This window comes from Dokdonia sp., from assembly GCF_039945015.1.
GTDB lineage: Bacteria > Bacteroidota > Bacteroidia > Flavobacteriales > Flavobacteriaceae > Dokdonia.
The window spans coordinates 282,136-307,668 of sequence record NZ_JBDUXP010000004.1 but is presented as its reverse complement, the minus strand read 5'-3'; the positions used below and the strand labels follow the sequence as shown (position 1 = coordinate 307,668).

The window sequence follows — 25,533 nt, the reverse complement described above, 5'->3', positions numbered from 1 at the left end:
ATTAACATGATTATATGATTGGTTTATCTAATAATAATAGTATCTTTTACTCTCATTAAAATTGAAATTTTAGATCTTTAACGATCTAATTTAATAACACTAAAAACGAAGAGCAAGATTCTCATTCTTGTGAGAATTAAGAATGTACGCGATTATAGACATAGAAACTACGGGTGGTAAATACAACGAAGAAGGTATTACCGAAATCGCTATTTATCGTTTTGATGGACATCAAGTCGTAGATCAATTTATAAGTCTTGTCAATCCTGAGCGTCCTATCCAAGCATTTGTTGTAAATCTTACTGGGATAAATAATGACATGCTACGTAATGCACCAAAGTTTTACGAAGTTGCAAAACGCATTGTAGAAATCACAGAAGGTTGTATTATCGTTGCTCATAACGCACAATTTGATTATCGTATCCTTAGTTTAGAATTTGAAAGATTAGGATATCCTTTTGACAGAATGACCTTATGTACCGTTGCTCTTTCTCAAGAATTATTACCTGGTCATACAAGTTATAGTTTAGGTAAACTAGCAAAAGCATTAGGCATCCCTGTAACCGATAGACATAGAGCAAGTGGAGATGCACTAGCAACCGTTAAGCTTTTTAAGATGCTACTTACAAAAGACACTGAGAAAAAAATCATACAAGCATCTGTCAGAGCTTTTCCTAAAAAAAATATGGACAAAAAGCTTAAGGACATTATAGCTGAAGTTCCGTCTGTATGTGGGGTATATTATATGCATAATGTAAATGGTACAATTATCTATATAGGCAAGAGCAAGAATATCAAAAAGCGATTGACACAACACTTTACAAGTGATAATCGTAAAAGCAAAAAAATACAAGAAGATATTGTAGCCGTTACCTACGAAGAAACGGGTAGCGAACTCGTTGCATTACTTAAAGAGAATGAAGAAATAAAACGTAATAAACCTATTTTTAATCGAGCTTTACGTAGAACCAAATATAAAATACAACTTACACAATATATAGACGAACAAGGATATATTAACTTTAAGACAGAAAAAGCAGATGGACGTAAGAAAGGAATTACCACGTATAGTTCGTTAGCATCTGCAAAATCACATTTAGAACGCATTACAGATACGTATATGCTATGCCAAAATAAAACGGGACTCACCAGTTCTAAAGGAAATTGTTTTGGGTATTCTATAAAGAAATGTGAAGGTGCCTGTATTAATGAAGAAGCACCCGAAGTGTATAATGAACGCGCAAAAAGCTTTATTAAAAAATATAGTTACGATAACAGAAGTATGCTTATTATTGATAAAGGTCGCGATGTAGATGAACGCTCTGTCATTTTTATTGAAGATGGTGTTTTTCAAGGAATTGGCTTTTACAATCTTAACTTCCAACTCAATAATATAGACATTCTAAAATCTATTATTACAAAGATGGATAACAACAGAGATGCGCAGCATATTATACAAAGTTACTTACGTAGTAAAAAAGTATATAAAGTCATTCCATTATCAGATATCCCCAGTTCCTAACTATTTAGTACTTTTATACACTCTAACACCAACTATTGGAAACCCTACATACAAAAAACTGGAAGCGTAAAATGCATGAAGTCATCTATGAGGCAGACACGCCCCAAGGACGATTTTTTGACGTCATTCTTCTAATCTTAATTCTTGCTAGTATTATACTGGTTATGCTAGAGAGTGTAGACAATCTAGATGAAAAATACCACGATATATTCTATGCTGGAGAATGGATCATTACCATCTTTTTTACATTAGAATATTTTGCTCGAATTATCACTGTTAATAAACCAAGTAAGTACATCTTTAGTTTTTATGGAATTATAGATTTTCTGTCGACTATTCCATTGTACCTATCATTCTTTATTGTGGGCTCACATGCATTACTTACCGTAAGAGCACTTCGTTTATTACGTGTATTTAGAATTTTAAAAGTTACACGTTACATAGGAGAATCTAATAAGCTTACAAAAGCGCTTGTAGATAGCAAAACAAAAATCAGCGTTTTTCTATTTACAGTACTTATTATCTGTATCATTTCCGGAACAGTAATGTACTTAGTCGAAGGAGAGGAAAGCGGTTTCAGGAATATCCCAGTAAGTATTTATTGGTGTATTGTCACATTAACGACTGTAGGCTATGGAGACATAGCTCCTATTACACCTTTGGGTCAATTTCTCGCTTCTATTATTATGATTATGGGATATGGCATTATTGCTGTTCCAACAGGGATTGTAAGTGCAGAGTATACTAAAAGTGCATTACAAAACCCTACACAAGATGATTATATAAATACCAACACACAGTCTTGTGCAAATTGCAATCATGATAACCATGACGATGGGGCTAAGTTTTGTAATAGTTGCGGTTATTCTCTACATCATGAGTAAATACCTTATTGCTGTTGTAGGCCCTACTGCTATAGGTAAAACAGCATTATCCATAAAAATAGCACAGCACTTTCAAACAGAAATTATCTCTGCAGATTCTAGACAGTTTTATAAAGAAATGGCTATTGGCACCGCTGTTCCTGATTCGGATGAGCTCGCCGCTGCAAAACATCATTGTATTCAACATATTTCTATAGAAGACACCTATAGTGTAGGACATTTTGAAAGAGAAGCATTACATCTGCTCGATATTCTTCATAAAAAAAATCCTTATGTAACCATGGTAGGAGGTTCAGGAATGTATGTAGATGCCGTTATTAATGGATTAGATTATTTTCCAGAAATACAACCTGGTATTAGAGAGCAACTCACTACTTTATATAAAGAACAAGGAATAGAAGCATTACAAACGCTCCTTAAAGAAAAAGACCCTGTGTATTATAATCGAGTAGATATACAAAATCATCAGCGTGTATCTCGCGCTTTGGAAGTATCACTTTCGGTAGATGCTCCTTTTTCTTCATTTCTAGATAAACCCAAACCCATACGTCCTTTCCAAACGATTAAGATTGGACTTTCGGCAGATAGAGAAGTGATCTATGATCGTATTAATAAACGGGTAGATATTATGATAGCAAATGGACTGGTTGAAGAGGTTCAGGGTTTGCTTTCGCGAAAGCGGTTAAACGCTTTACAAACCGTTGGATATCGTGAGCTTTTTGAGCATTTTGAAGGAAAAATATCTTTAGAAAAAGCCATCGAAAACATCAAGACAAACACGAGGCGATTTTCAAAGAGACAAGGAACTTGGTATCGAAAAGATGAAACCATTACTTGGTTTGATTATCAAACATCTTTTGAAGAAATTGCATCTTTTATAGCAAAAAAAACGTCCCACTAAGTAGGACGTTTTTCTCTTTCTTCACTAATATCTAAGGTATTTAAAGTGCTTTTACAACAAGTCTAAATCCTTCTCCGTGGATATTTAGTATTTCTACAGTATCATCCTTTTTAAGATACTTACGGAGTTTTGCTATATATACATCCATACTACGAGACGTAAAGTAATTGTCATCTCTCCATATTTTTGTAAGTGCTAATTCGCGAGGCATCAAATCATTCTCATGTAATGCCAGCATACGTAATAATTCGTTTTCTTTTGGAGATAGCTTGATAGGCTCCTCTTCTCTATAGGTTAAGAAACGTAATTTAGAATTAAGGTGAAAATTCCCTATAATAAATTCAAATTGCTTACTATCTGCAACAGAATCTACACTCTTACGTTGTATGATTGCTTTAATCTTCATTAATAGCACTTCGCTATCAAATGGTTTATTAAGATAATCGTCTGCTCCTACTTTATACCCTTTAAGTACATCTTCTTTAAGCGCTTTTGCAGTTAAGAAAATGATAGGTACATCTGCATTTTTCTCGCGGATCTCTTTTGCTAGTGTAAAACCATCTTTATATGGCATCATGACATCTAGTATACAAAGATCAAAATCGTCTTTTTTAAATTTTTCAAAGCCCTCCATTCCATTCTTGGCATGAGTGACGTCATAATCGTTCATAGATAAATAATCCTTTAGGACAGTTCCAAAATTTGGATCATCTTCTACGAGTAAAATCTTTTTGTTTTCAGTTTCCATAATTATGATATTAGTGGTAATTTAATGATGAATGTACTTCCTTTTCCTTTTTCACTTTCCACAAAGATTTCTCCTTGATGGTCTTCTACTATTTGTCTGGCATAGGCTAATCCTAAACCATGTCCTTTGACATTATGAATATTTCCGGACTGTTCTCTATAAAATTTATCAAACACTTTACGTTGTGCCACTTTTGACATCCCATCTCCTTGATCTTGAATTTTAACGTAGATATAGTTTTTTACATTTTCTGTAAAGATATCTACCTTAGGTTCATCTGAAGAATACTTCACAGCATTCTCTAACATATTAACGATCACATTTGTAAAATGTGATTCATTTGCCAAAACAGATGATTTAGGTGCATCAAGATGCATCTCTATATATCCATTACGATCCTCCACAATAAGTTCTACATGTCCTACAGCATCTTCTATAATATCGTGTAATTTGTAACGCTCTTTACGTATATCAAGTTCATTCTTTTCAAGCTTAGAGATACGTAATACATTTTCTACTTGAGCGTGCATACGTTTATTCTCTTCACGTATCATCTTATGGTAATAGGCAACTTTCTCTTTATTGTCCGATACCTTAGGGTTTTTAACTGCATCTAATGCTAAGTTTATCGTAGCAATAGGCGTCTTAAACTCATGCGTCATATTATTTATAAAGTCTGTCTTAATCTGTGAGATTTGACGTTGTTTATTTAATTGATGTAAAGCACTTGAATAAGCGACTACTATAATTAGTGTGAAAATAATAGACAGTCCTACCATACCTAGAATAGAAGAAATCACAATCTTTTTCTCTCCAGGAAATTCTGCATATAAATAATAATCACTTTTCCCTTCATTATCTACAAAAATCGGAGCTTGATAGAATTGAGAAGATCCTGCAAATTCAAAATTTTCTGAACGTACTTTTGTTAGAAGGTCATTATCAAAGATTCCAAATTCAAAATCTGTTTCTAGATCTTTTTCTACCAGCTCTAAGAGCATTATACGCTCTATTTCTTTTACAGAAACACGTTTATGAATTGGTTTTTTTTCTAATACTTCATTTATAAAGTTCTCGTACGCAAGGCTTCTAAAGTCTGTTATTTTTGAAACCTCTTGTATTTTATCTTGACTAGCTATATTACCATCTATAGATCCTCTACTGAGGACTTGTCTAGAGCTTAAGTTAAAATAGCGTTTAAACTTTATACTATCATCTATACCAGTATCTAATACTGGTGCAGACAATTTAAAGTCTTGCTGCAAAATCCCGCTACGATATAAGAAAACCTCATTTGTACTAGGATCCTCATCTATTAAGAAATGTTCATCAAAGGTAAGATCATCAGGGATTCCTATACTATCTATATTTCGTTCTACAAAATAATAATAGTCTTCAAATTCCCTGTCTTGTATTCTTTCTGCGACATTAACAACTGCTCTTTTTGCATTAAACGAGAATTGTTCTCGTTTTGCCTCAACGCTTTCCAATATCCAATACCCTTGAACAAATATAATTCCTATCAAGGATAGGCTCATGAGTATTATTAAAAGGTAAAACAGTTTCTTATTCACTAATCAAAAGTAATATTTTAACATTTAGTCGGCTTTCCATTTAACCAAATGTTAACAGCTTTTACCAATTGTTAGTTATTCTAAGCAACAAGTGATTATGAATACGTAAGACTTTTCTTTTAGTTTCTTCAAGTATACTATTCTCTATAGTTATATCAGATAATGCAGTTTTCTTTGCGTCATCCCACTGCGCGTCCATTCTATCCCTGATTTCTTCTTCAGAGCTTTGATCTCTTTTTTTAAGTCTAGAAATCCTATCCTGCATCGGAGCTGTGACCAGAATCATAAAATCACAATCACGATAACCACCATTTTCAAAGAGAATAGCCGCTTCTTTTATAACATAGGGACTATCTTGTTGTTTATACCAATTTGCAAAGTTGATAGCAACTCTAGGGTGTACAATAGCATTTAACTGTTGGAGGAGTGTATTATCTTGAAATACTTTACCTGCGATATATTTTCTATTAAGCCCATCAGATGTATAAGAATCTGGCCCAAGTAATTGAACAATCTCTCGACGTATTTCAGGAGAGACATTCATGAGACGTTTTGCCTCTGTATCTGAAATATAAATGGGAACGTCTAAATCTTCAAAAAAGTTTGCAACGGTTGTTTTACCACTACCTATACCACCAGTAAGTCCTACAATCATAGTTTAAATTCAAAGATTTTTAAGATGAAGTCATCTTACAATTTTTGATTAATTTACAACTATATATTTAATTTGCTTAGTTCCTAGTCTCGCACTCTTAACAGTATTAGGGTATTTTTTAAGATCTAATATGATAAAATCATCTTGATTTGTATGCTTACTAAAATCGCAAATAACTTCAAAATCAATAGCTTTAATAGATTCATAAGCTTCTAAACTTACTGTAAAATATACCTCTACTGTTTTAGGAAAAATTTTTACATCATTCGCATTTTTATTGACAACTTTCACAGGAATAGAAAAAGAACCTTCTGTAAATTTTGTCACCTCTTGTTTATATTCAAAAGTATACGAAGACAATTTAATCTCCTGAGGTAATGCCAAGGAATCTACACGAAGTTGCGTTAGAATAGTATCAGAAACATCTGTAAAGTCTTGTTTCTTTGTTTGTATAAACGTAATTGTATCTATATACGTTTTGGGGCCTACAACAGTTACATGTGTTGGTGTAAGTGTTGCTTCCTCTTTAGGGCCGTATCCAGTTTCATAAGCCGCTTCTATAGTAGGATATACAGGCACTTCTTTGCTAGCAAGTGCATCCACCTGAATCGTTACTTGTTGAGGACGTATGGCTGTGATTTCAGAAACTCCAGAAAGGACTTCTGCAATTTCAAGAGGATGTCCATCTGGAATATATCGATATGCTTCTGAAGCTGTTTTCTCCAGTTGATCAAAATCAATTAGTAATTTAAAATCCGAAAACTGATTAGAAAGCACCGCAAATCCATTAAGATTAGTTGTTATTTCAAGTGTACTAGGTATTATGGTACTTACTACTTTATCTATAGGAACATTTTCTACTTGTATAGGTATTGTGTAAACCGTAGTATAGTTTTTTGAAAGCTTACTAAGAACTGCAAATATTGCTGTAAGTAGTAAGAAGAATAAAAATTCTCTTACGTTAGATCTTTTAAATGAAATTCCTTTAAAAACTGACATACCTCTAAATTACTTAAAAAATAAATGAGGAAACCGTTTTTTGGGTTCCTTTCCTAACCATCGTATCGCTATGATCGATTTTAAAAAACCTGTGCCATATCCATAAAACTGTATAAGTGTCGCTGCAATAGCCATCACACCTATAGTAAGATTCTTATTTACAAGAGTAGCGTGTACTCCTATAAGAACGATATAACCTATCACAAAGTATAAAGGCAAAAACCATCCAAATATACCCACCACAATACTACCTATAATCCCAAGAATAAATACCGTTGGAAACCAATAGGTAATCTTTGTAGATGCTGGGTGCCAACTATTTAATATGGGGCGTACCATCCCAAACTTATTAACTTGTGTATAAAATTTTGACCAAGAAATACGACGTTTATGGTATACATAAGCATCGGTTAGCAAGCGTGTTTTAAATCCTAAATCCCATAAACGCAATACCAAGTCTGGATCTTCTCCTGGATGAATATCTCCAAAACCATTACTGGCTTCAAATGCTTTTTTAGACAATCCCATATTAAAACTACGGGGTTGAAAATCGTCTACTTGTTTCTTTCCCCCTCGTATACCTCCTGTTGTAAAGAAAGAAGTCATACTATAGTTTATCGCTTTTTGCAAAGTAGAAAAAGAAGGGTGTGCCGCATCGGGTCCTCCAAAACAATCGACATATTCTTGTGATAACGCTTCATCCATCACACGTACATAATGTGGTGGCAAAATGCAATCTGAATCTAATATGATAAAGTAATTACCCGCTGCACGTGCCATACCGTAGTTTCTAGAACTACCTGGTCCTGAGTTGGGTTTTGAAAAATAAGTAACATTTAATAGGTCTGTATACTCTGTTATCACCACATCACTAGGTATAGAAGAACCGTCTTCTATAATCACAATTTCGTAAGGTATTGTCGTATCCTGACTTGCAAAACTATCGAGTAGTTCTTTAATCTCATCAGGACGATTGTATACGGGTATGATAAATGAATAGGATAATTGCATATTGCACAAAGATAGGGTTTCGGGTTATTTTCGCTTTCGCGAAAGCGGAAAAAATTAAACTCCTTTCTCTAGAAGAAAAACGAAGACACAAAAAAATAGAGTACTATCCTCAAGTAGAATAGTACTCTATTTTATATACTGTAAATAATTTAAAATATCTGAGTATCGTTTTGCAAAAAACAAAATCAGACAAACAACTTATCTTATTCTTCCTGATCTTTTATAAAAGCTTCCATCACTTCTCTACTTACACCTGTGTTACTAAACCCACCATCATTATATAGGTTTTGCATAGTTACACGCTTGGTAAGATCTGAGAATAATGTCATTGTATAATCTGCACAGTCTTGCGCTGTTGCATTTCCTAGCGGGCTCATCTTTTCTGCAAAGGCAATAAAGCCATCAAATCCTTTAACTCCTTGTCCAGCTGTTGTTGGTGTTGGGGATTGAGAAATGGTATTTACACGTACATTTTTCTCTTTTCCAAAGTGGTATCCAAAACTACGAGCAATAGATTCTAAAAATGCTTTATTATCTGCCATATCGTTATAATCTGGAAATACACGTTGTGCAGCCATATAGGTCAATCCAACAATACTTCCCCACTCATTCATTGCATCCTTCTTATATAAGGTTTGCATCGTTTTGTGAAAAGATACGGCACTTACATCCCATCCTTTTTCGGTCCACACATAGTTTTGATCTGTATATGGACGTCCTTTACGTACGTTTACAGACATCCCGATAGAGTGTAGTACAAAATCAAGTTTTCCTCCTAAAATCTCTTGCGCTTTGTCTACCAAGTTCTCTAGATCTTCTATAGATGTTGCATCTGCAGGAACAATCTCAGAACCTGTTTTCTCTGCCAATGTTTTAAGTGTTCCCATACGCATTGCGATAGGTGCATTGGTAAGTACAAAAGTACCACCTTCTTCGTGTACTCTCTCGGCTGTTTTCCAAGCAATTGAATGCTCATCTAATGCTCCAAAAATGATTCCTTTTTTTCCTTTAAGTAAATTATACCCCATGGTTATAGTATTCGGTTAAAAGTTGATTCTAATTACAGAACAAATATCGGCGTTTATTTTTTAATATATATACGTGTGAATGGAGAATATTTTACAACGGTAGATTGTAGAAAAAACAAAAACCTGTAGTTTTTATAAAACTACAGGTTTTTCCAACTTGATATAATTTTTATTTTGTTTCAGATGTATTTAAACACTCACTGTTCCATAGCATCTAGGTTGTTTTTATTATCAGCTTCATATGTATTCAAAATCCCCATTTTGATATTTAGACTGATACAACCTCCAAATCATAATAGTACAAATATAGAGTGGTTTTAAAACTGATGACACCTGATATATACCTAACCTAAAAAACAGGTAGTTCTACGGGGTCATGTGTGTAGTTCATCGATGTTTTTAAAAAATATCAATACTAAAAGTGATCTTAAAATCACTAATTCAGTAAGTTTTTGGCATGTTCTAATGCGGCAGTAGTTTGACTATTACCGCCCAGCATAGCTGCAATTTCAATAATACGATCGTCTTCTGAGAGGGTATGAATTTTGGTTTTGGTCTTCTCTCCTTCGTCTGTTTTAAAAACTTTAAAGTGTGAAGCTCCTTGTCCTGCAATTTGTGGCAAATGTGTGATGCTTATAAGTTGCATTGTATTGCCCATGTCTTTAAGAATCCCCCCCATTTTTACAGCGACATCGCCGCTAACTCCAGTATCGATCTCATCAAAAATAAGGGTTGGTAATTTTTTATGTCTACTTAAAACGGCTTTAATTGCAAGCATAACCCTGGATAGTTCTCCTCCAGAAGCACCTTTCCCTAACGGTTTTACATCCATTCCTTTATTGGCCGAAAATAAGAATGATAATGCATCGATTCCTTTGGCAGTGAGCTCGTTTACAGGTACTAATTCAACTTGGAATTGTGCATTTGCCATGCCTAATTCTATTAATATTTTCTCAATAGAGGCTTTCAGTTTTGGGATAGTTTTGGTACGTTTCTCACGTAATTGGGTAGCAATTTTTTGAGATTCCGCTTTCGCGAAAGCGATCTCCTCCTCCATCTTTGCAATCTGATCATCTACATTTTGTACCGCATATAGCTCGGCATCTAAGCGTTCCCGAATGGCAATAAGTTCACTCACCGAATCTACCTGATGTTTCTTCATCAAGTTATACAATAACTGGATACGGTTGTTTGTTTTTTCTAAAGTCAATGGGTCTGCATCTACTCCATCGGCTAGATCTGAGAGTTCCTGGGTAAGGTCATCTAGTTCCAGAAAAACGCTATGTAATCTATTATAAATAGCTTCATACCCTTCCCCAAAACTACTGATCTTGGAAAGTGCATTTCTCGCCTCCGATAATTGATCAATAATCCCTAATTCGTCTTGTGCTAGTTTTTGTTGTGCCGTCGCTAGGCTTTCTTGAATTTCCTCGGCATGACTTAAGGTTTTGAGCTGAGTTTCTAACTGCTCAAATTCACCTTCTATAAGTTTGGCCTCATCCAGCTCATTAAACAGAAAAGATTGGTAATCAAATTCTAACTGTGCTCGTTGTTTCTTCTCTTGAATTTGAGTCAATAATGCTTGTTTGTCTTTCCAAGCAGTATAGTGCTTTGCGTATGTTTTACGAAGTGGTAATGCATTTGCAAAGGTATCGAGTACTTCAAATTGATATTCATTTTCTAGGACGTCCAGTGTTTTATGTTGACTATGGATATCGACCAGTCGTTCTCCTAAAGCGTGTAATTGCGCTAGTGTAACGGGTGTATCATTGATAAACGCACGACTTTTTCCTGATGGTAAAATCTCCCGACGGATGATCGTTGCTTCTTCATAATCCAAGTCATGTCGTTTAAAGAATGTCACTAGTTGGTAAGCCGCAATATCAAAAACACCTTCTATGATACATTTGGCAGTCATATCTCCTGCACTTGAGCTATCTGCTCGCTTCCCAGTAATCAATCCTAACGCACCGAGAAGAATAGATTTTCCCGCTCCCGTCTCTCCCGTAATGACTGTAAAGCCATCTTTAAGATTGAGTTGCGCTTCTTCTATAAGCGCATAGTTTTTTATGGATAAGGATGTGAGCACGTGCTTGGATTTATGATGCTGTAAATATATGGAGTTTCTCCAAAACACGAATGGAATTTATAGTGTTATTTGGAATTTTTCCGATTTTATGGAGTTGATTTGATTTTGTGTTGCTATTAATTTGGGGTGGATTACGGGAAACCGTAAGATTAGTTGGAGGGGATTTTGGAGATTGGTGAATACTAGATGCATATTGCAATTTACAAATGTTTGTAGTCGTTTGTAAATAATTGTATCGGATATATATTCACCTTTTGCTTTTAGCAAAATCCACTATAAATGAGAGTGTTATATTTTTTTTATAGTATTTTAGGTGATTATATATACATATTGGCACAATTTGAATCAAAACGAATAATGGACGAGAATTTTAAGGACATATTAGCGGATACAGGAGAAATGGCACTTGATTCACTTATTGAAAATGAAGTCATAAAAGAAATTCCAATTCTAGGCACATCTTTAAAAGTAATTAAAGGAATAAAGAACATACGTGATAAAGCCTATTTAAATAAAATTAAAAGGTTTGTTGAGTGCATTGGAGAAATTGATGAAGTCAAAAAAAGAAAATTGATAGAAGAGTCTAGATTAGACTCTAAAAGAAGAATCAAATTTGGTGATGCTTTGTTTACTTCAATTGAACAAAGTGATTCCTTGGCGAAGGTTGAATATATTGCAGTTGCATTTGAAGCTTTTTTAAATAGCGAATTAAGTGAAAACGATTTAAGATTAATTTGTCACGTAATCAGAAATTCATTTACCGATGAATTAGTTGATATAATAGAAAAGGACACACCTGAATTGGAATTAAAGTATTCTGTTGCTAGCGGACTAGCCGATATAGAATATAAAGAATTAAGAGTCAGTATGATCAACACAGAACCAAACTATAGTATTTCACATGCTGCAGAACAATTAAGGGACGCTTGGAGGAAATATAAAACTGTGCCTAACAATGGCTAATAAGTAATTGCTTGTCTTCGCCTACTTCTGAAAATCCGCGAGGATTTTCAGTTTGGTGTGTACTTGCAAAATTAAGTGTTAAACCACGCAACTACTCATAGCTGAGGCCGTTATAAACAATAAAGCATATCGAATTCATAATCCACATATACCTTGGCTTTCGTTTTTGGATAGCAATGATTTACCATAAAAACTCATTGCCAAAGGAAACTTCAATTTCAAATCCCAAAATGGAGACTGAGGGTATGTCTTGGGCAGTTTATTGGGAGGATGAAGGTATACCAAATCCGTCATATAATTTGACTCGTGCCTTTGTCTATGTAATCCATTATAGGACTTGCTTGATCGTTGGAGACAAAGATAAAATAGAAAGTTACGGACCAAAATACTTTAATAAACTAATGTTTAAACTTGCAAAAATTCACTTCCCTGACTGGATCGGCTTTGATAGAGAAAGATGCTCATATAATCCTGAATTAGCAAATAGAATTCTAAGGATTCAGAAAGTAGCTGAATGGCGGTTGAATAAAATGTTTGATATTGAAATATAAAAAATTTATAGCACTATGTAAAAATGCATTAAAACGCGCCATACACAAACACGTTCGTAATAATTTAGAGAATGATAAACCAGAGAACATTTAAAGGTTTTTTTGAGAATAATTCAGATGTATCTGAAATTGAAATTGAAAACGATTTTGAGTATCTAAGATTTGAGTTAAATACTTTCAAATTTGAAGGTACATCCTTTGATGATTTTGAATTGTTAAATCATGACGATTATTCAAAAACTGGATTAGAAATATTTTCACTAAATAAAGTCTCTTGCGGACAAGGGTTTGTTTATGAACTATGCGACTGTAAAATAAATGTTTTCATTCCTATACTAATAAAAGACATTGAAAGGAAAGAAGTTTTTGAAAAAGAGCTTGATATAAAAATTGAACTCGGAAAAAGTTTAGGAAATGGTGTAATAGATAGAATTGGAGTTTCTTTGAGTTTAAAAATGAATAATGAAATGTTAACTGTTAAGAGTGAAGATTTTGAAGGAGTTTTTACTCTAATTCAAAAGAAAATTGAACCGAAATATAAATTTAATAATTGCTTTGGTTGTAACTTTTCAGACTATAGCCCATATGGGAATCCTATATTTGGAAGTATGTTCTGTTTCAAAAATCAAAAAGAAGATTATTTAAAAGTCAAAAATAAAACACAATTTTTCGGTTTAAATAGAGAGGATAGAATAGTACAAGAAACTTATTACTGTGAAGAATACGAAGTAAGAAGTGAGAATGTAGGATATAGAGGATAAAACTATTGCCTAACAAAGAACTGAGTTAAAAAACTTATCTTTTTGACGTTATTATGGGCGAAAAAGAATATTTAATGATTGACATTGACACATCAGAATTGTATAAAAATAAAAATTGTAACTGATTATTAAACACATATTCAGTACCTTACTTAAAATTAATCAATTAATAGTAATATTTATAAAACAGTATATAATGAGCATAGAAAAAAAGAGTTTACAAGCCAACGAGAGTGAAATTTTAGCAGCACTTCCAGAAAATTTTCATGCGGACTTTAAGAATCAATTGACAACAATGTCTGATGAAAATGCACCACAATTAACTGGTGATGCTGAAATTGCAGCTATTAAAGCTGAATTGAAAGCAAACCCAGCAGTTGATGAAAATGCCGCTGCCGCTGAGTTAACAAATATTGAAGCTCCTAAGCCAGTTATACCTGCGACTGACGCAGAAATAGCAACAGAAAAAGCTGAATTGCTCAAGCAGCATAAACAGTAGCAAAAATAACAGCAGATAAAGTAGATGCTGTAGCTAAAAAAGAAAGCAACTGTATCGCTTAACAGGCTGTACATCAGAATGAAGAGGCTATTCATAAGATAGAAAAGGAAGTATCTGACGCCACCCATATTAAAGAACTTTAATAAAAAGCATATAAGAACAAAAGCTATGATCTTAGGGTCATAGCTTTTGTCTATTAGGAATAATCCATTGGAATTAATCCTTATTTTTAGAATCTCATACGTAAACGATCACTTGATATAAACTGACAGGATATTCGGGAAATTTTACTAATTTTCTATTCAGTTGGTATTTGTTACATTAGACGCTTAAAGAATCTACCTTTGACAGGTAGACATAACTCATCGTATACATAATCATTAATTGGAAGCATACGCACCAAATGAAAATAACTATTAATACATTCATACTTCTTTTCTTTATTGCAGCGCGAGCCCAAAATGATGTCAGCGAATATTATTTCTCAAAAAGTAAAAACAAAAATCCAACTACTTATCAATATGTGAATATCAAAGACTCAAAGGATCGCTATTTCTGGAGGGTAACATATGATGATGTAAGAGATGAATTGATAACTGAAGGGTTTAATGAGGAGTTTTTTAAATTCAATTATTTTGTTGAGAAGTACGTTAGTAACGGAACAATTTTAGTTAAAGCTATTGACTATCAAAAGCATTATTTTGTATTAACAAAATCACATGTTGCCGATATCGTAAAAAATGATGTCTATAAATGGAATAGTGATATTGAATATGATTATGAAATTAACATTACGGGTGAATATGGGAATACGACTCTTAACAAGTCAAGAAAATTTATAGGCTTTGAAACTATTGAAGTACAAGGAAAATCATACGATTGCGCGAAGTTTATAGAAGAATATAAAAATGTGTTTCACGATCATAATGTAACACATGAAATGTATCAAATAACCTATTATGCACATTCCTTAGGTATGATAAAATGTGTAAAATACATTGATCAAGATACGATTGACTATGAATTATCATCAATTCTGACCGATGAAGAATTTGACGAACTCAAAGATTAAATCAGAAGCTAACATTCTTCTATAGTATTCATTCTTTATTCTAGGTATACTCCAAAAACACCTTGATCGCACAAATTTGTGTCTATCCCAAAATCTTTCCCTATTTTTAGAAAGCTTTTAAAAAGCGCTGACTAACAACAACCTAACACTTAAAATCAATCTTTATGGATCTAGGAACTATTATTCTTGCCGTTGCATTAATCATCATTATGTTTGGTATGGGATTATCATTAACCCTACAAGATTTTACACGCCTGTTTCAACGTCCTAAAGCCATTATTGTTGGTTTACTCAATCAGATTATACTACTACCCATTATCGCGTATGTACTTGTCTCTGTAATGAACGTAGATACCGATATTGCCATTGGAGTGATGATCCTTGCTGCTTGCCCAGGAGGTCCTACATCCAATCTTATCACACATCTCGCCAAAGGCGATACCAGCTTATCCGTATCACTTACAGCAGCCAATAGCCTTATCACCATATTTACCATTCCATTTGTTATTGATTTTGCTTTAAAGCAGTTTTTAAATGCCAACGAGATGATCCAAATAGATAAACTACAAACAGTGATTCAGATTTTTGTAGTTGTGATTATTCCTGTGACAGTCGGGATGGCCATAAAACGTTCTAAACCTACCTTTGCAGATAGCATGAGTAAACCTGTAAAAATTGCTTCGGCGGCAGTCTTATTTTTGGTCATTATTGCATTGGTCTTAAAGAAAAAAGAAGATATCATCCCCTATTTACAACAGGCTGGATTTGCAACACTTGCATTAAATCTAATCACCATGAGTATTGGTTTCGCGACAGCTAAAATAGCCAAATTAAACTTTGCTCAATCCCTCACCATATCCATAGAATCTGGGATTCAAAACGGAACCATGGCTATCGCCATAGCTTCTGGAATTTTACTAAATGAAAATTACGCCATTGCACCTGCAGTGTACAGTCTTATTATGTTTCTTACCAGTGGTATCGTGATAGGTATAGGAATGAAAATGGCGAATAGCAACCCATGAGTTAATTCTATAAATAGTATATTTAGGTCAATAACTAACCTAAAAACATATCGTATGAATCCTATTCTTAGAAATATTTTAGCCATTATTATAGGATGGCTTGGTGGTAGTCTTATTAACATGGGCTTGATCCAAATAGGCTACACAACCATGCCTATTGAAGGGCTTGATCCTAATGACATGGAAGCACTAGCCGAAGTCATGCCTACCTTAGGTGCAAAACATTTTATCTTTCCATTTTTGGCACATGCATTAGGAACGCTAGTTGGAGCTATCATTGCATATAAGATTGCAACAACTCATAAAATGAGATGCGCTATGATTGTTGGAGCAATATTCTTACTAGGAGGCATTGCAGTTAATTATATGGTACCAGGTCCTACTTGGTTTACAATCACCGATATCGCACTAGCTTATATTCCTATGGCGTGGCTCGGCGGAAAAATAGCTGCAAAATTATAATCATACCTTCATGCATAAAATAGCAATTCAAGGAATACAGTTTGATGAAAAATCATCTTATCAACAAGGACCAAAACTAGCGCCTCCCCTCATTAGAGAGGCATTACATTCTGGCTCTCTTAACTTATTTGCCGAAAATGGAATTTCTATAGAACAAGATAGTGTTGAAGACAAAGGAGATTTTGAAATCACTGACTATTTTGATATTGAAAAAATAACAGAGAAACATCTTGATTCAGGTCATAAGGTGTTTACACTAGGCGGAGATCATTCTATCACATTTCCTATTATAAAAGCGCATCATAAAAAGTATCCCAAATTAGATATTTTACATATTGATGCGCATGCAGATCTGTACGATAATTTTGAAGGAGACCCCTATTCTCATGCCTGTCCATTTGCTAGGATTATGGAAAATGGATTTGCTGTAAAATTAGTTCAAGTAGGTATCCGAACACTGAATACGCACCAAGCAGAACAAGCAGAAAAATACCAAGTAGAGGTTCACCAAATGAAGGATTATGATATCAACAATATTCCTACATTTAAAAATCCATTGTATATCTCACTAGATATGGATGGTTTTGATCCTGCTTTCGCACCTGGTGTGTCACATCACGAACCTGGAGGTTTATCTTCCCGACAAGTTCTTGACTTATTACAAAGCATCGATGCCGAAGTGATAGGTGCTGATATTGTAGAGTACAATCCCAATAGAGATTTTCAGAATATGACCGCTTTTCTTGCCGCCAAAATGATGAAAGAGATTCTAGTAAAAATGATGTAACATAAGATTTACATATACCTATGAATAGAAAATATAAGAATTTACTTATTGCAGTTGCAATTCCTACTGCATATGCTATTGTATTGCGACTCATCTTTGGCGTAAAAGATTGGAATGGTGTATTCTCCGTCATGTCAGTCACTTTCTTATTTCTTTTACCATCTATACTAGGTGCATTAACAGTGTATCTATCTGACAAAGAATTGGCTAAAAAAGCATGGTATCGCATTTTAGCCCCTTGGTTACCCATTATCTTATTTCTATTCATCACGCTTGCTCTTGAAATTGAAGGCTGGGCATGTTGGTTAATGATACTTCCAGTTTTCTTAATTGCATCTTCTATCGGAGGTTGCATCGGAGGATACTTAAAGGGTAGAAAACGTAACGACCGACTACACATTTCTTTGTTGATACTTATTCCCTTTCTTATTGCTCCTTTAGAACAAGTCATAGAAAAGATACCAGGAACCTATAAAGCATATACTTATATAGATATTGAAGCAGATGTAGCAACTATTTGGAAACATGTCACTCGTGTAAAAACAATTGAACAAGATGACGACACAGGATATCTCACTGAATTCTTAGGATTTCCTAGACCATTAAAAGCCGAACTAAACTACAATGGTGTTGGAGCGTATCGAGAAGCTATGTTTACCAACGGACTTATCTTTAGAGAGACGGTTACAGAATACGAAGAGAATAAAAAAATGGTGTTTTCTATCAAAGCAAATACCTACGAAATCCCCTCTACGACACTAGATGAACACATCCTTATTGGAGGGAAATATTTTGATGTCTTAAATGGAACATATGAACTCGAAAAATTAAAAGAAGGCACCTATCGTTTGCATTTATATAGCAACTTCAAAATGAATACTACTTTTAATTTTTATGCAGGCTGGTGGGGAAAAATTATTATGAAAGATATACAAAACAATATCTTAAAAGTAGAAAAGAAACGAGCAGAAGGATACAAGCATTAATTAACTATCTATTTTAAATGATACCTGATTATAAAAGATACTTCTGGGATGAATTTCATAAAGAAATTACCGTATATAAGTTAATTGTAAAGAAAGGAAACCTCTTAGCAAGTACACTTTTTTATATATTAAACGTCAAGAAATGCTTTCTTTACTTCATCGATAAATGAATGTTCGATATTAGAAATTTTATGCAAACTCGCAACAGACCAATTCCGCTTTCCTAAACTCGCATCAAATGGAATTATTTCTAAATTCTTAGTATGTATAAAAGGAGCTACAGACCATTTTGCCATCACAGAAATTCCAAGGTTTGCACTTACCAATTCAATAATTGCTTCTGTTAATTGTACTTTCTGAATAGAATTTACGAGTCCTATATTATTATGTAAGATATTGGTGAGTACATAATTCTTTTCTTCTGGGATATCGTATAGAATTAAGTTTTGATGAATGAGGTCTGTTAAATTGAGTTTTTCCAACGTGCATAATGGATTGTCTTTAGATACAACGGCAACCATCTCATCGGTAATCAAAGGTTCAAAATGAATAGATGAATGATGAGATCTAGTGCTTACAATAGCTAGATCGATGGCTCCTTCCATAAGGTATTGTAAAGGTTCTTTTGTAGCCTCGATATCAATCTGTACAGTAATCGCCGGATTGCTTTTTCTAAATTCTTGAATGACACTTGGCAACCAGTGATAGCATGTATAACACTCGGTTGTCAATCTAATTTTCTTTTTCTTCCCTTTTTTTATTTCATCTAATTCTGAGTTGAGCTGATTCATAGAAACCAACATCTTTTCTGAATTATCAAAAAGAATTTGTCCTACTTCAGTAAGAATTAATTTTTTGTTTAGCCGGTTAAACACTTTTAATCCTATTTCTTCTTCTAGCTTTTTAAGCTGATGACTTAATGCAGGCTGAGAAAGGAATAATTTTTCTGAAGCCTTTGTTACTGAGCCCTCTTTTACAATAACATTAACCAGTTTTAAATTTCGTAATGAAACATCCATTATTCAAATAATTTATAGAAATCATAAAATTAATTCATTTTTTTTATATATACAATCATTTTATCTTTGTACCATCAAATAATTGTAGGAATCATGAAGGATATTTTTCAACTTTCAAGTACTAAAATCAAAATTCTATTAGTCGCATTTTTTTTTACAGGAATCATTAAAACAGAAACTATGGCACAAAATAATCAAGACCCGCACTCCAATTATTATGAAGTTTATGGGAGTACAATGCACGTACTAGAATATGGCAAGGAAGAAAAAGGAAATCCAATCTTATTTTTACACGGAAATCCAGCAAACAGTTTTTTATGGCGAAATATTACGCCGTATGTACAAGGGACCGGACATCATATTATTGTTCCTGACTTAATGGGAATGGGAAAATCTGATAAGCCCGCAATTGACTATACGTATATGGAGCAATATGGCTATGTAGAAAAGTTAATCGAACAGATGGGGCTTAAAAACATTACATTGGTGTTACATGATTGGGGATCTGGAATAGGGTTTAATTATTTTGCAAACCATCAAGATAATGTAAAGGCAATTGTTTTTATGGAAGGAATCATCCAAGATATTGGTACCTTTTTCCCAAAAGAACACATTGAGTTTTTTACTAAGTTACGTGGTCCTGAAGGCTATAAAATGGTTGCAGAAGACAATATATTTTTGAACGATGTTCTACCAACTTGGGTCTCAAAAGGGTTAACAGAGGAAGAATTGGAAGGATATAGAGCTCCTTTTCAAACAGTAGAAAGTAGAAAACCCATTTGGAAATTTATTTCTCAGGTGCCTTTAAACGGGAAGCCTGAGTTAACTGCTTCGATTGTAAAAAATTATAGAGAAGCCTTGCAAAATTCTAAACTCCCTAAATTATTCTTTTATGCTGAGCCTGGTGCCTTTATGCCAGAACCCGTAAGAAATTGGATTATTGAAAACATACCCAATTTAGAATCTGTGAATATTGGAGAAGGAGTCCATTTTATTCAAGAAGATAATCCTGATTTGATTGGTCAAAAAATAAAAGAGTTTATATTAAAGCTTGACGATTAGATTCAATTTAAAGTAAATTCTAAATCATTTCAAGAACCCTATAAGCAAATCGTTTATAGGGTTCTTTCTTGTTACTAGAGTATATCAAATGAATAGGAAGTTGTATGTTTCTTTTATACGCTTTCGCGAAAGCGTATAAAATAATATATATCCTTCTAGCTGGTGATTAACAATGCCTAAGATTGTAACAATCGTAATGTTCTTTATACAAATAAGAGTAATAGCCTCTAACGTAACTAAATGAAAATAGCGATCAAAAAAAACCTTCCTGAATTAATTCCATCTATACTCATAAGTTTTGCTCTTAGTTTTCCACTAACTGGATTTTTACACGGATTTATAATGTCTACAGGCAGTGGAAGTTTTGTCTCAGAATTAAAAGGACGATTATTTATAGGCGTATTTGAAGCAGTTGCAAGTGCTATGAGTTATGGAAAACCTTGGGGAGATGGATCAGAAGTAGCATCACTAACGATCCAATTTAGGATACTAGTCTTTCTTGTCTTTATCATCTTAACCATTCTATTTTTTAAACTATTTAAGCGGCTAAGTAAAAAATTAAAATCCTTAGAGTAATTACTCTTTTATACGCTTTCGCGAAAGCGTATATCTCAATAATACTACATCATAAAGAAATCAATAATATAAACAATACTCGCCTTTTATTGATTTCTTTATGATGCATCGTTATTTTTACTTTATAAAATCATTTTTTATAAATTTAGGTATGTTTAAAAAAACAGTAACCCATGGAATTTATGGTAACATCAATACGCACTTTTATTGGAGCAAAGAACTATGACATCTCTAGAAATTTCTATCTAGATCTTGGTTTTAAAGAGGTGAAAATAGATCCAAAAATGTCCTATTTCTCCATAGGTGATTTTGGTTTTTATTTACAGGATTATTATGTAAAGAAGTGGATAGAAAATCTTATGGTATTTCTAGAAGTAGACACTGTAGAAGATCATCTCATAAAAGTAAAAGAGTTACATCTAGACTCAAAATATAAAGGTGTTCGCGTTTCTGAAATACACCATAATGATTGGGGAAAAGAATTCTTTGTACATGATCCATCAGGCGTATTATGGCATATCGGAGAGTTTGCACAATCCAAAAATTAGACACCTCATCAAGGGATATATTACTTCTCATCCCCCAGTATTCCTATCTTCTTTCAAATATTTTGAAACAACTTTAACAAAGTATTTTGTTTAACGATATCTAATATACGATAAACGTTTTTTATCTTTACTGTATAAACAACTACGTTATGGCAACTTCAAAGAAAACGACTAAGAAAAAGATAGACGCGACTACGATTATTTCTATCTATATGGACTACGTATTAGAACATGGAAAACCACCAGCAACCATCTATAAGTTTTGTAAAGACTCAAAATTTACAGAAGCTGAGTTTTATGAATTCTTCGGGTCTTTTGAAGGTTTAAAACAACATATCTGGGTTGCATTATATGAAAATACTGTAGCCGTTTTACATAAGGATAAAGACTTTGAAAATTACCCAAATAAAGATAAGATGCTTTCTTTTTTCTTTACGATGTTTGAGAATCTTACAGCAAATAGAAGTTATGCCTTGTATGCATTAAAAGAGCATCAAATGCCCTTAAAAAATCTAGAACAACTTAAAGAGTTACGTCATAAAGTACGCGAGTTTGCAACTGCGCTTATTGAAGTGAGTAATGAGGAGAAAGCATATAAGATCACCAAAAACCCAGTACAACTCTTTAGTGAAGGTGCTTGGCTGCAATTTTTATTCCTATTAAAATACTGGATGGATGATACGTCGGCTGGATTTGAAAAGACAGATGTCGCGATAGAAAAATCTGTAAAGGCCATTTTTGATGTATTTGAAACAACGCCTCTTGAAAGTATTATTGATTTTGGAAAATTTTTAATCAAGGATAAGTTCGCTTTCGCGAAAGCGTAAAAAGAAAGAACACCGCTTTAAAACAAAATACCAAACTCATTAAAATAAAGTTCCCACCTACAAAGAATTGAAGCCTATGAAATCAATAGATCACATCCCTACCAATAAATTGCAACGCGCTTCAAAACTTGTAAAAACAGGAGCTAAAGTGGGTGTAAATTATGTAAAATATTATGGTGAGAAAGTCATAAACCCTTCCCTTACCAAAGAAAAATTAAATGAAAACAATGCCGAAGATATTTATGACAGTCTAAAAAGCCTCAAAGGAAGTGCCCTTAAAGTAGCACAAATGCTAAGTATGGAAAAGAACATCATGCCTAGAGCATATGTAGAGAAGTTCTCACTTTCTCAATTTTCTGTACCACCGCTTTCTGCACCACTGGTACGTAAGACTTTTAAAAGATACTTAGGAAAATATCCAGAAGATTTATTTGATACATTTACGGCTCAAAGTGTGAATGCTGCGAGTATAGGTCAAGTTCATAAGGCTACACTAGACGGGAAAAAACTTGCTGTAAAAATCCAATATCCTGGCGTTGCAGATAGTATCAGTAGTGATCTTGCATTGGTAAAACCTATTGCATCTAGGATGTTTAATCTACAAGGAAAAGGCAAAGAAAAATACTTTAAAGAAGTAGAAGACAAACTCCTAGAAGAAACCGATTATACATTAGAACTCGCACAAAGCATGGAGATGGTATCCGACTGTAAGTTGATCCCTAATCTTATCTTCCCTACCTATTATCCAGAAGTATCTAGTGAGCGTATCCTAACAATGGACTGGATGGATGGAGAACATCTTAGTGAGTTTGTTGCCCATAACACAGATCAAGCAACATCAGATCAATTGAGTCAGGCATTATGGGATTTTTATATGTTCCAAATGCACCGTCTTAAAAGAGTACACGCAGATCCTCATCCTGGAAACTTCTTGGTAGACAAAGATGCTAATCTAATTGCCATCGATTTTGGGTGTATTAAGCACGTACCCGAAGAGTTTTATGTTCCCTATTTTGAATTAGCCGAAAAGAAGAACATCAATAACCCTGAGGTTTTTAAAACCAAATTATTTGAATTAGAAATTCTTAGAGAAGATGATACTCCAGATCAAATTGCATTCTTTTCAGCACTTTTTCATGAGATGTTAAGCTTATTTACAGAACCATTACATCTAGAAGAATTTGATTTTAGCGACTCTACTTTCTTTGATAAGATTGCCACTTTAAGCGAAAAATACAGTAAGGATACAGAAATCCGAAAAATGAATGGAAATCGCGGAAGCAAACATTTCCTATATATCAACAGAACATTTTTTGGACTTTATAATTTAATGCACGACTTAGGTGGTCGTATCAAAGTAAAAAACTTTGAAAAATATGCATATACACCTCAAGTAGCATAAAGGAAAAATAAATGATTAGCCGAGTGCTTTTCATTTATTTGGTTAGGTTGTTAATAAAAGAGCGCTTTTAGTCAAGTGCTCTTTTTCAGTTATATACATAGTATTTAAGGAATTCAAATCATACGTTACTATTACTATGCGCGCATACTAAAGAGTGTGTGCTTTCTTCTCAAGAAACGACCAAAGGCATATATTTGTGTTTCGTTTTTTTCGCTATTGTGAGAAACTTATAAAATAAAAAATACGTGTATGTATAATTCTAGAATCGCCGGTTTAGGCGCATATGTTCCTGAAAATATTGTTACTAATGATGATCTATCAAAACTGATGGATACCAATGATGCTTGGATACAGGAACGTACTGGAATTAAAGAACGCCGTCATATTAAAAAAGGAGATGGAAACTCTACGGCAAAAATGGGCGTAAAAGCCGCTACTATTGCCATAGAACGTGCTGGACTTACAAATAAGGATATCGAGATGATTGTCTTTGCTACCTTAAGTCCTGACTATTACTTTCCTGGATGTGGCGTACAAGTACAACATCTTATGGAGATGGAGAACATTCCTGCACTTGACGTACGTAATCAGTGTAGTGGTTTTGTATATGCACTGGCTACAGCAGATCAGTTTATAAAAACGGGCATGTATAAAAATGTGCTTGTCATCGGAGCCGAGAATCATAGTGGTGGTTTAGATTTTACCACCAGAGGACGATCTGTTTCTGTAATCTTTGGAGATGGCGCTGGAGCAGCTGTGCTTACGCGTGAAGAAGATACCACCAAAGGAATTCTTTCTTCTCATTTACATAGTCAGGGAGAACATGCTCTCCAGCTTTCATTAAAGGGTCCAAGTACAGAACAATGGGTTCCTGAAATTATTGAGACCAATCCTACAGAAGATATTCCGTATTACCCATATATGAACGGTACGTTTGTGTTTAAACATGCTGTCGTACGCTTCTCTGAAGTTATTAAAGAGGGACTTGCCAAAAACAACCTTACTGCAGATGACATTGATATGCTCATCCCTCATCAAGCCAATCTTCGTATCGCTCAGTTTGTACAAAAGAAATTTGGTCTTACTGATGATCAAGTTTTTAATAATATCCAGAAATACGGAAATACAACGGCTGCCTCTATTCCTATTGCACTTACAGAAGCATGGGAAAAAGGGAAAGTAAAAGAAGGAGATACGCTTGTGCTTGCTGCCTTCGGTAGTGGCTTCACATGGGCTAGTTCTATCATTAAATGGTAACTTCGATACAATTTTCCTTTAGAAAATCACTCAGCTACCTTGCATTGTAACTTAAAAATACTGGTTAACAACGGGTCGTTCATTCAGTAGTAATTCCCCCTAACTCCCGAAGGGGAAACTCATATATTACGTTAATGACTTTTTTATAATTCGCTTTCGCGAAAACAAATACAGTAACCTATATACCTGAATTCGTATCTTTAAATAAAAACGGGTGGTTGTTTTCTATTTTTTGTAATATGCGGAGCACAAAAAAGAGAAAACTTTCCGTTTCCGAATCGTATATTAGATGGTAGCTTCGATATAATTTTCTTTTAGAAAATCA

Annotated in this window: 26 protein-coding genes; 18 read left to right on the top strand and 8 right to left on the bottom strand. The window is 33.9% G+C overall.

The genetic code is table 11. From position 1 onward, the window contains the following. Positions 1-142: 142 nt before the first annotated feature. The 3 genes from ABJD27_RS03610 (at position 143) to miaA (ending at position 3,307) form a co-directional block, all read left to right on the top strand. Positions 143-1,522 carry an exonuclease domain-containing protein gene (locus ABJD27_RS03610; RefSeq protein WP_348170939.1) on the top strand — a complete coding sequence of 460 codons (1,380 nt, stop codon included), beginning with the start codon at positions 143-145 and terminating at the stop codon, positions 1,520-1,522. 71 nt (positions 1,523-1,593) lie between these two features. After that, positions 1,594-2,406 (top strand): ion transporter, encoded by an 813-nt coding sequence (locus ABJD27_RS03605; RefSeq protein WP_348172021.1) that lies wholly within the window; start codon positions 1,594-1,596, stop codon positions 2,404-2,406. Then, entirely contained in the window at positions 2,399-3,307 is a 909-nt protein-coding gene (miaA, locus tag ABJD27_RS03600) for a tRNA (adenosine(37)-N6)-dimethylallyltransferase MiaA (RefSeq protein WP_348170942.1), read from the top strand. Before ABJD27_RS03605 ends, miaA begins: the two co-directional genes overlap by 8 nt. A 40-nt stretch (positions 3,308-3,347) precedes the next feature. On the opposite strand, the gene ABJD27_RS03595 is transcribed toward miaA, so the two are convergent. From ABJD27_RS03595 to recN, 7 genes are all read right to left on the bottom strand, one after another. Further along, complete coding sequence (locus ABJD27_RS03595) at positions 3,348-4,055, bottom strand: response regulator transcription factor (protein WP_348170945.1); 708 nt, start codon at positions 4,053-4,055, stop codon at positions 3,348-3,350. Between the two features lie 2 nt (positions 4,056-4,057). Continuing rightward, complete coding sequence (locus ABJD27_RS03590) at positions 4,058-5,593, bottom strand: HAMP domain-containing sensor histidine kinase (protein ID WP_348170948.1); 1,536 nt, start codon at positions 5,591-5,593, stop codon at positions 4,058-4,060. 97 nt (positions 5,594-5,690) lie between these two features. Further along, positions 5,691-6,284, bottom strand: coding sequence for a dephospho-CoA kinase (gene coaE / locus ABJD27_RS03585; RefSeq protein WP_348170951.1), 594 nt, complete (start codon positions 6,282-6,284; stop codon positions 5,691-5,693). A gap of 48 nt (positions 6,285-6,332) precedes the next feature. Further along, entirely contained in the window at positions 6,333-7,283 is a 951-nt protein-coding gene (locus tag ABJD27_RS03580; RefSeq protein WP_348170954.1) for a hypothetical protein, read from the bottom strand. A gap of 9 nt (positions 7,284-7,292) precedes the next feature. After that, positions 7,293-8,294 carry a glycosyltransferase gene (locus ABJD27_RS03575; RefSeq protein ID WP_348170957.1) on the bottom strand — a complete coding sequence of 334 codons (1,002 nt, stop codon included), beginning with the start codon at positions 8,292-8,294 and terminating at the stop codon, positions 7,293-7,295. Between the two features lie 203 nt (positions 8,295-8,497). Further along, positions 8,498-9,322 carry an SDR family oxidoreductase gene (locus tag ABJD27_RS03570; RefSeq protein WP_348170960.1) on the bottom strand — a complete coding sequence of 275 codons (825 nt, stop codon included), beginning with the start codon at positions 9,320-9,322 and terminating at the stop codon, positions 8,498-8,500. Positions 9,323-9,758: 436 nt separating this feature from the next. Beyond that, complete coding sequence (gene recN, locus ABJD27_RS03565) at positions 9,759-11,411, bottom strand: DNA repair protein RecN (protein ID WP_348170962.1); 1,653 nt, start codon at positions 11,409-11,411, stop codon at positions 9,759-9,761. 357 nt (positions 11,412-11,768) lie between these two features. On the opposite strand from recN, the gene ABJD27_RS03560 reads away from it, so the two are divergent. From ABJD27_RS03560 to ABJD27_RS03520, 9 genes are all read left to right on the top strand, one after another. Beyond that, complete coding sequence (locus ABJD27_RS03560; RefSeq protein WP_348170965.1) at positions 11,769-12,374, top strand: hypothetical protein; 606 nt, start codon at positions 11,769-11,771, stop codon at positions 12,372-12,374. Positions 12,375-12,619: 245 nt separating this feature from the next. Next, a complete protein-coding gene (locus ABJD27_RS03555) occupies positions 12,620-12,925 on the top strand; it encodes a hypothetical protein (protein ID WP_348202000.1) in 306 nt (101 codons plus the stop codon). Between the two features lie 71 nt (positions 12,926-12,996). Then, positions 12,997-13,686: a DUF6304 family protein gene (locus ABJD27_RS03550; RefSeq protein ID WP_348170971.1), complete on the top strand. Its 690-nt coding sequence runs from the start codon at positions 12,997-12,999 to the stop codon at positions 13,684-13,686. Positions 13,687-13,882: 196 nt separating this feature from the next. Next, entirely contained in the window at positions 13,883-14,185 is a 303-nt protein-coding gene (locus tag ABJD27_RS03545; protein ID WP_348170974.1) for a hypothetical protein, read from the top strand. A gap of 403 nt (positions 14,186-14,588) precedes the next feature. Then, positions 14,589-15,257, top strand: a complete 669-nt coding sequence (locus tag ABJD27_RS03540; protein WP_348170977.1) for a hypothetical protein — start codon at positions 14,589-14,591, stop codon at positions 15,255-15,257. A 164-nt stretch (positions 15,258-15,421) separates the two neighbouring features. Beyond that, positions 15,422-16,282 carry a bile acid:sodium symporter family protein gene (locus tag ABJD27_RS03535; protein ID WP_348170980.1) on the top strand — a complete coding sequence of 287 codons (861 nt, stop codon included), beginning with the start codon at positions 15,422-15,424 and terminating at the stop codon, positions 16,280-16,282. A 54-nt stretch (positions 16,283-16,336) separates the two neighbouring features. Continuing rightward, positions 16,337-16,744, top strand: a complete 408-nt coding sequence (locus tag ABJD27_RS03530; protein WP_348170983.1) for a hypothetical protein — start codon at positions 16,337-16,339, stop codon at positions 16,742-16,744. A 10-nt stretch (positions 16,745-16,754) separates the two neighbouring features. After that, positions 16,755-17,531, top strand: coding sequence for an agmatinase (gene speB / locus ABJD27_RS03525; RefSeq protein WP_348170986.1), 777 nt, complete (start codon positions 16,755-16,757; stop codon positions 17,529-17,531). 20 nt (positions 17,532-17,551) lie between these two features. Then, a complete protein-coding gene (locus ABJD27_RS03520; RefSeq protein ID WP_348170989.1) occupies positions 17,552-18,517 on the top strand; it encodes a hypothetical protein in 966 nt (321 codons plus the stop codon). Positions 18,518-18,645: 128 nt separating this feature from the next. Here ABJD27_RS03520 and ABJD27_RS03515 read toward each other — a convergent pair whose 3' ends face one another. Then, the gene (locus tag ABJD27_RS03515) at positions 18,646-19,536 is read right to left on the bottom strand and encodes a LysR family transcriptional regulator (RefSeq protein WP_348170992.1); all 891 of its coding nucleotides are present in this window, start codon (positions 19,534-19,536) and stop codon (positions 18,646-18,648) included. Between the two features lie 180 nt (positions 19,537-19,716). On the opposite strand from ABJD27_RS03515, the gene ABJD27_RS03510 reads away from it, so the two are divergent. From ABJD27_RS03510 to ABJD27_RS03485, 6 genes are all read left to right on the top strand, one after another. Beyond that, the gene (locus tag ABJD27_RS03510) at positions 19,717-20,598 is read left to right on the top strand and encodes a haloalkane dehalogenase (protein WP_348201999.1); all 882 of its coding nucleotides are present in this window, start codon (positions 19,717-19,719) and stop codon (positions 20,596-20,598) included. Positions 20,599-20,838: 240 nt separating this feature from the next. Then, a complete protein-coding gene (locus ABJD27_RS03505) occupies positions 20,839-21,174 on the top strand; it encodes a hypothetical protein (RefSeq protein WP_348170997.1) in 336 nt (111 codons plus the stop codon). Between the two features lie 173 nt (positions 21,175-21,347). Beyond that, positions 21,348-21,722 carry a VOC family protein gene (locus ABJD27_RS03500; RefSeq protein WP_348171000.1) on the top strand — a complete coding sequence of 125 codons (375 nt, stop codon included), beginning with the start codon at positions 21,348-21,350 and terminating at the stop codon, positions 21,720-21,722. A gap of 149 nt (positions 21,723-21,871) precedes the next feature. Further along, positions 21,872-22,549, top strand: a complete 678-nt coding sequence (locus ABJD27_RS03495) for a TetR family transcriptional regulator C-terminal domain-containing protein (protein ID WP_348171003.1) — start codon at positions 21,872-21,874, stop codon at positions 22,547-22,549. A gap of 76 nt (positions 22,550-22,625) precedes the next feature. Next, positions 22,626-23,951 carry an AarF/UbiB family protein gene (locus tag ABJD27_RS03490; protein WP_348171006.1) on the top strand — a complete coding sequence of 442 codons (1,326 nt, stop codon included), beginning with the start codon at positions 22,626-22,628 and terminating at the stop codon, positions 23,949-23,951. Between the two features lie 249 nt (positions 23,952-24,200). Beyond that, positions 24,201-25,208 (top strand): beta-ketoacyl-ACP synthase III, encoded by a 1,008-nt coding sequence (locus ABJD27_RS03485; RefSeq protein WP_348171009.1) that lies wholly within the window; start codon positions 24,201-24,203, stop codon positions 25,206-25,208. The last annotated feature ends 325 nt before the right edge of the window (positions 25,209-25,533 follow it).

What these genes read in the sequence shown, in the direction of transcription:
- ABJD27_RS03610 (WP_348170939.1), top strand. Translation starts at nt 143, where the DNA reads ATGTACGCGATTATAGACATAGAAACTACGGGTGGTAAATACAACGAA.
- ABJD27_RS03605 (WP_348172021.1), top strand. Translation starts at nt 1,594, where the DNA reads ATGCATGAAGTCATCTATGAGGCAGACACGCCCCAAGGACGATTTTTT.
- miaA (WP_348170942.1), top strand. Translation starts at nt 2,399, where the DNA reads ATGAGTAAATACCTTATTGCTGTTGTAGGCCCTACTGCTATAGGTAAA.
- ABJD27_RS03595 (WP_348170945.1), bottom strand. Translation starts at nt 4,055, where the DNA reads ATGGAAACTGAAAACAAAAAGATTTTACTCGTAGAAGATGATCCAAAT.
- ABJD27_RS03590 (WP_348170948.1), bottom strand. Translation starts at nt 5,593, where the DNA reads ATGAGCCTATCCTTGATAGGAATTATATTTGTTCAAGGGTATTGGATA.
- coaE (WP_348170951.1), bottom strand. Translation starts at nt 6,284, where the DNA reads ATGATTGTAGGACTTACTGGTGGTATAGGTAGTGGTAAAACAACCGTT.
- ABJD27_RS03580 (WP_348170954.1), bottom strand. Translation starts at nt 7,283, where the DNA reads ATGTCAGTTTTTAAAGGAATTTCATTTAAAAGATCTAACGTAAGAGAA.
- ABJD27_RS03575 (WP_348170957.1), bottom strand. Translation starts at nt 8,294, where the DNA reads ATGCAATTATCCTATTCATTTATCATACCCGTATACAATCGTCCTGAT.
- ABJD27_RS03570 (WP_348170960.1), bottom strand. Translation starts at nt 9,322, where the DNA reads ATGGGGTATAATTTACTTAAAGGAAAAAAAGGAATCATTTTTGGAGCA.
- ABJD27_RS03560 (WP_348170965.1), top strand. Translation starts at nt 11,769, where the DNA reads ATGGACGAGAATTTTAAGGACATATTAGCGGATACAGGAGAAATGGCA.
- ABJD27_RS03555 (WP_348202000.1), top strand. Translation starts at nt 12,620, where the DNA reads ATGTCTTGGGCAGTTTATTGGGAGGATGAAGGTATACCAAATCCGTCA.
- ABJD27_RS03550 (WP_348170971.1), top strand. Translation starts at nt 12,997, where the DNA reads ATGATAAACCAGAGAACATTTAAAGGTTTTTTTGAGAATAATTCAGAT.
- ABJD27_RS03545 (WP_348170974.1), top strand. Translation starts at nt 13,883, where the DNA reads ATGAGCATAGAAAAAAAGAGTTTACAAGCCAACGAGAGTGAAATTTTA.
- ABJD27_RS03540 (WP_348170977.1), top strand. Translation starts at nt 14,589, where the DNA reads ATGAAAATAACTATTAATACATTCATACTTCTTTTCTTTATTGCAGCG.
- ABJD27_RS03535 (WP_348170980.1), top strand. Translation starts at nt 15,422, where the DNA reads ATGGATCTAGGAACTATTATTCTTGCCGTTGCATTAATCATCATTATG.
- ABJD27_RS03530 (WP_348170983.1), top strand. Translation starts at nt 16,337, where the DNA reads ATGAATCCTATTCTTAGAAATATTTTAGCCATTATTATAGGATGGCTT.
- speB (WP_348170986.1), top strand. Translation starts at nt 16,755, where the DNA reads ATGCATAAAATAGCAATTCAAGGAATACAGTTTGATGAAAAATCATCT.
- ABJD27_RS03520 (WP_348170989.1), top strand. Translation starts at nt 17,552, where the DNA reads ATGAATAGAAAATATAAGAATTTACTTATTGCAGTTGCAATTCCTACT.
- ABJD27_RS03515 (WP_348170992.1), bottom strand. Translation starts at nt 19,536, where the DNA reads ATGGATGTTTCATTACGAAATTTAAAACTGGTTAATGTTATTGTAAAA.
- ABJD27_RS03510 (WP_348201999.1), top strand. Translation starts at nt 19,717, where the DNA reads ATGGCACAAAATAATCAAGACCCGCACTCCAATTATTATGAAGTTTAT.
- ABJD27_RS03505 (WP_348170997.1), top strand. Translation starts at nt 20,839, where the DNA reads ATGAAAATAGCGATCAAAAAAAACCTTCCTGAATTAATTCCATCTATA.
- ABJD27_RS03500 (WP_348171000.1), top strand. Translation starts at nt 21,348, where the DNA reads ATGGAATTTATGGTAACATCAATACGCACTTTTATTGGAGCAAAGAAC.
- ABJD27_RS03495 (WP_348171003.1), top strand. Translation starts at nt 21,872, where the DNA reads ATGGCAACTTCAAAGAAAACGACTAAGAAAAAGATAGACGCGACTACG.
- ABJD27_RS03490 (WP_348171006.1), top strand. Translation starts at nt 22,626, where the DNA reads ATGAAATCAATAGATCACATCCCTACCAATAAATTGCAACGCGCTTCA.
- ABJD27_RS03485 (WP_348171009.1), top strand. Translation starts at nt 24,201, where the DNA reads ATGTATAATTCTAGAATCGCCGGTTTAGGCGCATATGTTCCTGAAAAT.